The sequence below is a fragment of the Micromonospora sp. CPCC 205558 genome, assembly GCF_036902955.1.
Taxonomy (GTDB): Bacteria; Actinomycetota; Actinomycetes; order Mycobacteriales; family Micromonosporaceae; genus Micromonospora.
Genome location: NZ_JBAKHR010000059.1, coordinates 1 through 8,410, shown reverse-complemented (window position 1 = coordinate 8,410; position 8,410 = coordinate 1). Strand labels below are relative to the sequence as shown.

The following is an 8,410-nucleotide window of genomic DNA, read 5'->3' as shown; positions in this document are numbered from 1 at the left end:
GGAGTGCGACACCCCGAACAGCGGGCCGATCTGGCGCATGGTCAGGTTCGTGCGCCAGTACGCCGCCACCAGCAGCACCCGATCCGGCAGGTCCAGAGCCCACTGCCGACCCGGCCGACCGTCAGCGATCGCGTCACCACCTCGCTCAGCAACCAAGCGGACCAGCTTGCGGAACTGGGTTGGCTGCAGCCCGGTGAACGGGAAGATCCACTCCGGGCGGGCTGCGGTGATCACCTGCACCCAGGCATCCTCGGTGATCATCCTTAGCAGACAGACACCGGGGTTACGAGACGTCCCTTAGTCGAACTCGATCCGCTTCCGCTCGTCGGGGTCTTGGGTTTGCCCGAAGGGGAGTACGCCGCGCGGCGGGAGGCGAGAGCCGGCGGCCGGCGTAGCCGCCTCGATCTGCTGGTTTACCGGTCAGGTGCTACTGACCCGGTCGCGGTATTGGAATTGAAGGGTGCTTCGGGTGAGCACGGGGATCAGCTCGAGCGGTATGCCGCGTGGGCCGCGAGCCTGACCGACGTTCCCCGCCTGATGTACTGCACCCTCGACGGCGGCACGACGGGTGCGCCACCCACGCCGTGGCAACTGCTCAGCCTGATCGACTTGTTCGCGACGTGGCAAAACAGCGCGCATCCGCATGCTGCCTGGCTCGCTGGCGAAGTGACCACTCTGCTGCGGCAATGGGATCGCCAGGCTGACGATGTGATCGGCTCGGCCACCGGCTGGTACGTCCCCGACCTAGTTACTCGGCGTATTGCCGCTGCACTCGGGGATGACGCGGAAGCTCTGCGCACCAAAGCGGGCAACCCGATGCTGCTGGCATACCGTCGGCTTCCCGGGGACAGCGAAGCCTGGCTTGGCGTGGACCTGCGGTGCGAGGGCCGTGACCGTCCCAAGCGCCCGTGGCTGTTCCGCCCCTTCGTCGAGGTCAGCTTCAGCGATCCGACTGCACAGGCGCAGGCGACGGCCCGCCGCCTCGCGGTCGGGTTACACGACGCGATGACTCTCGCCACGGTCCAGCGAGTCGTGAAGAATCCCGACGCGTTGAGCGCCAACAAGCATGGCGGCCTCGCGGGCTTCCGTGACGGCGCACCGGTCTTCTACCACGATAAGCAAGTTCGCCTCGCAACCCAGTTCAGGCTCGACGTCCGCCAGGTAGATCGCCACCAGGTGGCCGAGATGATCCGAGCGGTAGTCGATCACCTCGACACCGTTGCCGCCGAACTCCACCTACCGGGCTAGAACGCGACAGCTGAGACGGAAAGCCAGCAGTAGCCACCGAGTGACCAGCACCGCCGCCAAATGGGCTCGGCTGGCGACCTACGCCTGTGTCGGCAAGCGGCATGAGCAACGGCGGCTCGGCTTGACGGCGGGGCTGCATAAGGATCAGTTGCCTCGCGACATGGCCGGCTGGCCGGCAGGGGCGCTCCTGGGCCGCGCCTGCCGGGTCTGGTGGACATCATCGTCGCGCCGTTGCGGTTCAGGCTTAGACGCGGGCGGTCCAAGACTGCACGGCGGAGGCGGTCTACTTCTCCGCGTCGATGGAGATGACGTCGATGGTCTTCACCCAATTGCCGAAGAGAGTGAGTCGTAGACTCCGAGAGGCGGTACCAGGAATCCGCAAATTCCGGGGAGCAATTGTGTGACGAACTTTCGCTGGACACTGCGGCTGATCGGCCAGCATGTTCTGTGCAGGTCCAGAACCGCAATGGCGCTCAGCAGCAGAGGCTGTCGCCTCGCGTACCTGAACGACGTTGCCGACCCTACACTCCATGATCATGGCGTTCGAAGTGATGCTCGGTGAGGTGACGTGTCCATCCGGGCAGTTGGTGATTATGGACGGCGGATACCTCGAACTGTGGTCCGGCGACCGGGTGCCGGACGACGAGGAGCGCCCGGCAACCGACTTCGCGATCGTGGGGCCGGACGCCGACGCCGCGGCGGACTCCTTTGACCGGCAGACCGGAACCCGGCTGTACGACATCCCCGCCGACGCCGTCGTCGAGTTCACCGCCACGTTCGACGAACACTGCCGCGAGCATGGGCACGGCGCAAGCCTGCGCGCGTTCGAGCAGCAGGTCCCGCACCGGGAACGCGTCCGGCACGCGGTCGCGGCCCGGGAACCCGGATTCATCGTCATGGGCGTTCCGGTGCTGCCGATCGAGGTACCAGCTGATCGCCCGCTGCGTGTCACCGCCGTCCCCGGCGAGTACGGCTGGCAGTCCATGCGGATCGAGTTCAGTGACGCGCCGGTGGCCGATTCGTGGGTCTTCGGGGAGCTGGGGGTCGACCAAGCGCGGTTCGTCTTCGCCGACGCTGACGCGCTGAGCTCGTGGGAGCATGTCAGGTCGCTGGACGGGCTGGCCGACCTGGTCCTCTGGGGTCGCGACCAGGAACAGGTCGCTGCCGAGTTCGGCGCGCCCCGGCTCGGTGACACTGCCGACGTTGAATACGGGTGGGTGGACCTGCCCATCACGGAGGCATACCAGCGAGGGCTGGCCATCGAGACACGGAGAAACGAACCCGACGGACCGAAATTCGCCTTCGATTTCCGCCCGCACTCGCATCATTGGCAGGTGATGGGTCTGGTTAGGGCCTCTGAACACGAGGCCGGCGTGATCCAGGTCGGCGGAGCGGGCGTCCTGATGGCGATGACCTCAGTCGGTGACGGCTTCTTTCCTGTCCATTTGGACGTGGATGTCGATGGCTTACCAGTCGCCCTGCGCATCGACATCGCCCGCGAGGACTGATCCGACTTCACAGGCGTTGACTATCCCTCAAGTTCGTACGCGCTGCCGCCGCACGTTCGTCCGGCCTCGCTGCATAACTCGAAAGCGTGACGGCGCATCGAGCGTCCTGCGCGGTTGGGTCAACTCACATGCCGCAGACAATGTGCGCGAAGGCCGGAGCATCCGTCACACTCGGTAGCCCTCAATGCTGCTAGACCGGATGAACGACGTCCGGACGTATCGATGAGTGTGTTAGGCCGGATGCCCTATCGGACGCGCAGAACGGCACAGGGCAGACTGAGCGCGGTGAGCGATGATTACATCCGCTTGATTCCCACCGATCCGCGCTTGCAGCCTGAGCCCGAAGCTGCTGCCGCCGCCGTTGCCTATGTGGCAAGCCTGTTCTCCGGGCCCGGCGACGCTGTCGACGAGGTGAAACAGACCTTCCACGACCGAGTGACCTTGATAGACGCAGGCATGTACACGGAGCGGATCACATGCCCACGCTGCGCCGGAGACATCAGCATGGATTGGCTCGGCGACCTGATCCGCGAGAACGGCACGAGTCTCGACCATCTGGACGTGACAGTGCCCTGCTGCGGTGCCGTCGTGGAGCTGAACACCTTGCACTACGAGGAACCGGTTGGCTTTGCTCGCTTCGAGGTGAGCGTCTTGAACGCGACTAGGGCGAGATACGAACTTGACACCAACGAACTGGCCCGCGTGGCTGACCTTCTGGGTCACCCGGTCGCGCAGATCCTCGCGCACTACTAGTGAAGACTGGCGCACTGATCTGCCGCAGGTCGCGCGCTTGCGGTGACCGTACGCTGGCCCCCGAGCGAGCCCAGGCGGAAGCTCGAGGGTTGATGATCTGGCCCCGCTATCCGCCACCGCGCATCTCTGCCCAGCAGTGCATGCGCCAGAAGCAGTCCTCATCTTCGACGAAGTGCATGTCGGCGCCCGCCCCCACGTGCTTTAGGGCGGCGAACTAACTCGATCAAGGGAGTTGGGTGCGTGCGGCGAGGGCGGGGTGCCGTTCGATGCCGTGGACCGGGGGCAGGGGTAGCAGGCGGGCGACTTCGTCGTTCTTACGGCGGCTGCCCAGTCCGGCGCTGAGCTGTTGGAGGGTGGGATGTGCTGCCAGCACGGCGACGTCGGCCGGCTGCAGCTGCGGCATGTCGGCGATGGTCAGTTGAGTCAGGGCGGGTGCGGTCAGCAGCGGGGTCAGGTCGCTCAGGCCGTTCATGGTTTCCAGGTGCACCCGCGTCAGGTGCGTGCAGTTGCCGAACGACGGCAGGGCGGCGACCTGCTTGAGCGCCTGGAGGAACAGGTACTCCAACGTCGGGATGTCCGCGATGGGGGTGAGGTCATGCAGGCCGCGAACCATCCACAGCTCCAGGTACTGCAAGGCCCCCACTTCGGGCAGCAACGCAAGGTCGCGTGTTCCGCCGAGCTTGAGGTCCAGCGCCCGCAGCCGGGTCAACGGCACCAGCAGCGACAGGTTGGGCAGGGTGATCGAGCGTAGGGTCAGGCTGGTGATGGTGCGCAGGTGGCCGATGACTTCGATGTCCTTGCTCTGCCCCTCGAGGTAGAGGCGCTGCAGTTCGGTGAAGCGGGCCAGCGGAGCCAGCGACAGACGTTTCTTGGTCTGACCCAGCCCGAGGTACGTCAGGTCGGCGGGTAGGTGGTTCAGGCCATCCAAGCTGACCAGGGTTCGGTAGCTGAAGTCGGCGTGGAACGCGCGGAGCGTGGGGAAGAAGCGAAGGAAGTCCAAGTCCGCCCCGGTGCCGTCAGCGAACGCCCGCAAGGTGACCGCGGGGTAATCACGCAGCCAATCGGCCAGGGTCTGGAAGTCAGCATCCGACAGGGGATGACCGAACTGCACCACTTCGCACCGTGGATCCAGCGGACGCAGCATCTCCTCGGTCAGCGGTGATCCGACCTCGCGGATTATCGGCTCAAACAAGCGGACCACGCCGACATCATCCCGCACCTGTTCCGGCCGGGTCTCGTGCACACGCTGACTCCAGACGGGACGGCGCACGTCCCCTATTGCCGCGAGGTGCGAGCTAGGCAGTGTCGCTGCCGGGCTGTTGTACGTGCCGTTGCATGAGGCAGGCGGATCCTTCCGGGCCGGGCCACGGTCCGCCCGGGACCTACGATGCTCTCAATGACGATTCCCGAACGGCCCGAGGACGTACCCACCGACGAGGCCCGGATCGACGAGGCCCTGCGACTACTCTCCGGCGTGCCGGTCGAACTCGATGCCGCCGTGAAGCGGCTCAGTCGTGGCAGCGGTGTTTACGCCTGGTGGGCTGCGCCCTCCGTCTTTCCCGACCTTCCCGGGCTGTCGAATGACAGCGTCCCGTCGTTACGGATGCTGTACCTCGGACGGGCGACCAACCTGCGGGAACGGGTCCTTCGCAACCATCTGAGGCGTTCGGGCAGCTCGACGCTGCGCCGTACCCTGGCCGGGCTTCTGGCGGCCGAGGGCTACCGCACGACCTGGACCGACCGTGTCGTCCTGATCCCCGAGGATGAGGCGCGGCTGACCACGTGGATGCACACGCACCTGCGCTTGACCTGGGCCGAAGACGCGGAGCCGACGACCATCGAGCCCGAACTTGTCCGGCGCCTGCACCCGCCGCTCAACCTTCACGGTGTAGACGCCGAGCACCTCCAGGCCGCCGTGGTCGCCGCCAAGAGCTCCTACAACGCCAGTAGCCGCCCGCCCGAGCCTCCGCGAACGCCGTAACTGCTTGCCGACATCCGCAAAGGTGCGGTTAGCGCTTACGCCGCGACGAGGGTGGGAGCCTTTAGTTGCAAGGGCTGCGGTGGCCATCATGGTCTCTCATGAGGTTCGAGACGCTCGTGATCGTGGACGTGGTGGGCCGGCCAGCGAGCTACACGTCGGCAGCCGAGCCTGCCTGGAAGGCCGCGGTCCGCCGTCAGTCTGACTTCACCGAGACCGGCGGACATCCCGCCCCGAGGACGGATCTGCCGGCAACCAGGACGGCTCCGGCATCGAGCGCCTCGGTCGTGGCGGGTTGGGAAACGCCCTAGCCGAATGACCTGCTTGGGCATGATCAGAATCGGCGTCCTGCCGCTGTACCAGCGCACGGGCGAGATCCTGCACGACGTCGTCGCCTCTCACGGCGGGACGCCAGCGCTCCGCGGCGCGGAAGACAAGGGAGCCGGCGGGCCGCTGCAGCACTCCCTCGTCCTTGACGAACAGGTCACGGCGCTGCAGGGCGGCCGAAAGCCCTTTGTGAAGCGTGGCCGCCATGAACGGAAGCTCCGCGTTGAGGCGTGCGATCTGCGGGAGGCGCCGGTCACTCGGCTCGCCACGGTCGACCGTGTCGAGGGATCGCAGCCAGCGTACGACCTCTGTCAGTTCGGCAGCAGTGTCGCGGGCTGGGCCGACCAGAGGGGTGGCACGGAGTTCAGCAGCCGCAATGGCTGCTTGCCGCCAGCCGCCGATCATTTCCGGGTCGCCGGCGCTGGAGAGAACATGCACCGCCAGGCCCAGTTGAGTACCGAGCTGGAGGTGTGTGCTCGTCAATTCGCCTGCGTTCTGCCACATCCAGGTACGCGCTGCGCTGACGGCTGCGACCGCATCGTCCGCGGTCCTGACGGCCGGTGCGGGATTCAGCGGAGACCGGGCAATGTCGAGTCCGTGTAGCTGCGGTTGCCCGCGGCCCAGGGCGATCAGCTCCCGGGTGACGGCGCTCAAGCGGCTGCTGGCAGTCCACCTCGCGGCTTCCGCGGCCGGCCGGTAGATCTCGGTGAGATGGCTCCGCCTCTGGTCGAGCCATCCCGGCAGCGCAATGTCGATCATGATTGCGGCCGAAGTAAGCCTGGCGATGTCGGCAAGGCCGGATTGGACGCCACCGCCAGCTCGAATCGCGAGACCCTCCGGGGTTCGAGGTGTCTGTCCAGGCGGAACGTGACTGGCGAGGATGTCCCCGATCACGGCGATCGCGTCTGCAGCCCGACGCAGTGAACGCGCCGGCCCGGCGACCACGACGGCCGGAGAGGGCGGGTAACTCCGATCGACAACCGCAGCAGCCTGAAGCCCGACGTACAGCTGGGTCAAACTCTGCCCACGTCTAGCCAGAATGGCGGTGGCGCGGACCCGATCTGGCACCTCCGCTGCCGGGCGGCCGCCAACCAGCAGGGCCGACGCTCGTGCCAACTGTGTGTAGATGGCTGACCTGGCAATCACGGCGGCATTGATGTCGGGTCTGCTGCACCGATAGGTGACAGTTTCAGTCACGCGGCTTGACTGGCCGGTGGGGTCATGATGGTCTCGTACTCGATAGGGGTCAACCGGGACAGCGGTCGTTGGCGTCGACGGCGGTGGTAGGTCCGTTCGATCCAGGTCACGATCGCGGTCCTCAGCTGCTGCCGGGTCGTCCAGGTTCGGCGGTCGAGGACGTTGTTCTGCAGCAGGCCGAAGAACGACTCCATGGCGGCGTTGTCGCCGGCGGCGCCGACGCGGCCCATCGACCCGGTCATGTGGTGTTGGTGGAGGGCTCGGACGAATTTCCGGCTGCGAAATTGCGACCCGCGGTCGGTGTGCAGGACGCAGCCGGCCACGTCACCACGGCGGGCTACGGCGTTGTGCAGGGCGTTGACGGCCAGCCTCGACTTCATCCGTGAGTCGATGGAGTAGCCGACGATCCGGTTGGACCACACGTCCTTGATCGCGCACAGATACAGCTTGCCCTCACCGGTGCGGTGCTCGGTGATGTCGGCCAGCCACAACCGATTCGGGCCGTCGGCGGTGAAGTCCCGCTGGACCAGGTCGTCGTGCACTGGTGGGCCTGGCTTGCCGCCCTTGCCCCGACGCTTGCGCTTGCTGAACGCGCTGAACCAGCCCATACCGGAGCAGATCTTCCAGGCGTGCGCTCGACCATCGGTTGGCCGGCAGCGCGGGCCTCATCGGCCAGGAACCGGTAGCCGAACTCCGGGTCATCACGATGGGCGTCGAACAACGCGTCCGCCCGGTACGCCTGCGCCAGTTCGGCGTCGGTGACCGGGCGGGCACGCCACCGGTAGTAAGGCTGACGAGCGATGTTCAATACCCGGCACGTCACCGCCACGGGGATCCCGTCGGCGGCCAGCTCGCTCACGAGCGGGTAGAGCCTTTTCCCGGCAGATTCGCCTGCGACAAGTACGCCGCGGCCCGACGCAGGACCTCGTTCTCCTGTTCGAGGAGCTTGATCCTCTTACGGGCCTCGCGCAGCTCGGCCGACTCGCCACGGGTCACGCCCGGCTTGGCGCCGACCTCGACGTCGGCCTGACGCAGCCACTTGAACAACGTCATCGGGTGGACACCGAAATCCTTCGCGATCTGCTCGACCGTCACGCCCGGATCACGATCACGGGCCACCCGCACGACATCATCGCGGAACTCACGGGGGTAGGGCTTGGGCACAGCAACATCCTTCCAGCTCACCGTCAGGGCAAGCCATCTCAGATGTCACCTATCGGTGCAGCAGACCCCTCCGGCATCGACCTTCTCCACGTCCTGGCGTGTCCGGTGAGCGTCCAGCTCTGCTACCAGGGCTGGCCCAAGCGCTACCGCCCGTTTGCTCTTTCCCTTGGGTGACTTCTCGACCACGCCGTTGCTGGTCGTGGTGCGCTGCCAGTGCAGCAGCAAGACGCCGCGA

The 8,410-nt window shown here is 66.3% G+C and carries 7 protein-coding genes and 2 pseudogenes; 4 read left to right on the top strand and 5 right to left on the bottom strand.

Going from position 1 to position 8,410, the window contains the following annotated elements; genetic code table 11:
* On the bottom strand, window positions 1–261 hold a 261-nt coding region (locus tag V6U86_RS33225; RefSeq protein WP_334510505.1), incomplete at its 3' end, for a helix-turn-helix domain-containing protein.
* 78 nt (window positions 262–339) lie between these two features.
* Between V6U86_RS33225 and V6U86_RS33220 the strand changes: the two genes are divergently transcribed.
* From V6U86_RS33220 to V6U86_RS33210, 3 genes are all read left to right on the top strand, one after another.
* On the top strand, window positions 340–1,248 hold the full coding sequence (locus tag V6U86_RS33220) for a hypothetical protein (protein ID WP_334510503.1): 909 nt from the start codon (window positions 340–342) through the stop codon (window positions 1,246–1,248).
* 530 nt (window positions 1,249–1,778) lie between these two features.
* On the top strand, window positions 1,779–2,756 hold the full coding sequence (locus V6U86_RS33215) for a hypothetical protein (protein WP_334510500.1): 978 nt from the start codon (window positions 1,779–1,781) through the stop codon (window positions 2,754–2,756).
* Between the two features lie 285 nt (window positions 2,757–3,041).
* A complete protein-coding gene (locus V6U86_RS33210) occupies window positions 3,042–3,509 on the top strand; it encodes a hypothetical protein (RefSeq protein WP_334510498.1) in 468 nt (155 codons plus the stop codon).
* 223 nt (window positions 3,510–3,732) lie between these two features.
* On the opposite strand, the gene V6U86_RS33205 is transcribed toward V6U86_RS33210, so the two are convergent.
* Window positions 3,733–4,752, bottom strand: a complete 1,020-nt coding sequence (locus V6U86_RS33205; protein WP_334510496.1) for a hypothetical protein — start codon at window positions 4,750–4,752, stop codon at window positions 3,733–3,735.
* A gap of 153 nt (window positions 4,753–4,905) precedes the next feature.
* Between V6U86_RS33205 and V6U86_RS33200 the strand changes: the two genes are divergently transcribed.
* The gene (locus tag V6U86_RS33200; RefSeq protein ID WP_334510494.1) at window positions 4,906–5,490 is read left to right on the top strand and encodes a GIY-YIG nuclease family protein; all 585 of its coding nucleotides are present in this window, start codon (window positions 4,906–4,908) and stop codon (window positions 5,488–5,490) included.
* A 204-nt stretch (window positions 5,491–5,694) separates the two neighbouring features.
* On the opposite strand, the gene V6U86_RS33195 is transcribed toward V6U86_RS33200, so the two are convergent.
* The 3 genes and pseudogenes from V6U86_RS33195 to V6U86_RS33185 form a co-directional block, all read right to left on the bottom strand.
* On the bottom strand, window positions 5,695–7,011 hold the full coding sequence (locus V6U86_RS33195; protein WP_334510492.1) for a hypothetical protein: 1,317 nt from the start codon (window positions 7,009–7,011) through the stop codon (window positions 5,695–5,697).
* Window positions 7,008–8,175, bottom strand: a pseudogene (locus V6U86_RS33190) (IS3 family transposase). Before V6U86_RS33190 ends, V6U86_RS33195 begins: the two are co-directional and overlap by 4 nt.
* A gap of 45 nt (window positions 8,176–8,220) precedes the next feature.
* A pseudogene (locus tag V6U86_RS33185) lies at window positions 8,221–8,410 on the bottom strand (site-specific integrase); the annotation flags it as partial.

Excerpts from the sequence above, each read along its gene's own strand:
- V6U86_RS33215 (WP_334510500.1), top strand. The coding sequence starts at position 1,779 with ATGATCATGGCGTTCGAAGTGATGCTCGGTGAGGTGACGTGTCCATCC.
- V6U86_RS33200 (WP_334510494.1), top strand. The coding sequence starts at position 4,906 with ATGACGATTCCCGAACGGCCCGAGGACGTACCCACCGACGAGGCCCGG.